Raw genomic sequence first — 1,101 nt, 5'->3', positions numbered from 1 at the left:
ATTGGGAAAACGGCTGTTGTAAATGAAGTCCATAAGCCAATCACTCAGCAGAAGGGCTATTTCATTAAAGGGAAGTTCGACCAATTCAATCGCAACATTCCCCTATCAGCATTCGTGCAAGCTTTGCGGGATCTGATGGGGCAACTGCTCTCAGAATCCGACAGTCAATTAGCCGAATGGAAAGCTCAAATCCTCAAAGCTGTTGGTGAAAACGGCCAGGTCTTGATTGAGGTGATCCCGGAGCTGGAGCAGGTCATTGGTCAGCAGCCCGCAGCTCCAGAGCTTTCGGGAACCGCAGCCCAGAATCGATTTAACTTGCTGTTTCAGAAGTTTATTCAGGTTTTTACGACCATTGAGCATCCGTTAGTAATTTTTCTAGATGACTTGCAGTGGTCTGATTCTGCTTCGTTGCAATTACTGAAAGTGCTCATGGAAAGCAGTGGCTATCTGCTGATGTTGGGTGCTTATCGGGATAACGAAGTTTCGCCGGTTCATCCCCTGATGTTGACGATCGGGGAATTGGAAAAAGCGAACTTAACCGTTAATACGATCACTTTGTTGCCGCTGAGCCTAGAGCATACCAATTGCTTGGTGGCGGATACGTTGAAATGCAGCCAAGAGCTATCAAAGCCACTGACTCAACTGGTTGATCGCAAAACCCAAGGGAATCCTTTCTTCACGACCCAATTTCTAAAAGCGCTCCACGAAGATGGGTACATCATTTTTGACCGTGATCAAGGCTATTGGCAATGTGACATTGCTCAAGTCAATGCTCTAGCGCTGACGGATGATGTGGTGGAGTTTATGGCGTTGCAGTTGCAGAAACTGCCGACAGCGACGCAAGAGATTTTGAAATTAGCGGCTTGCATTGGTGCACAGTTTGATTTGCAGACCCTGGCGATCGTGGCAGAGCAATCCCAAACGGAAGCAGCCACTTGCTTGTGGAGAGCATTACAGGAAGGATTGATCATTCCGATCACGCAGGTTTACAAGTTTTTTCAGTCTGAGGCAGTTGAGCAGATTGAAGCTCAGAATCATGCCAATCCAGCCTATCGATTCCTGCACGATCGGGTGCAACAGGCGGCTTATTCTTTGATTGCC

1 protein-coding gene is annotated in these 1,101 nt (G+C 47.6%); it reads left to right on the top strand.

Annotated elements, in window-relative coordinates; all coding sequences use genetic code 11:
- A partial coding sequence (locus VPK24_RS12240; protein WP_393013730.1) for an ATP-binding protein occupies positions 1-1,101 on the top strand: 1,101 nt, incomplete at both ends.

This window comes from Limnothrix redekei LRLZ20PSL1, from assembly GCF_043235035.1.
Taxonomy (GTDB): domain Bacteria; phylum Cyanobacteriota; class Cyanobacteriia; order CACIAM-69d; family CACIAM-69d; genus CACIAM-69d.
This window is presented reverse-complemented; position numbering and strand designations above follow the sequence as displayed.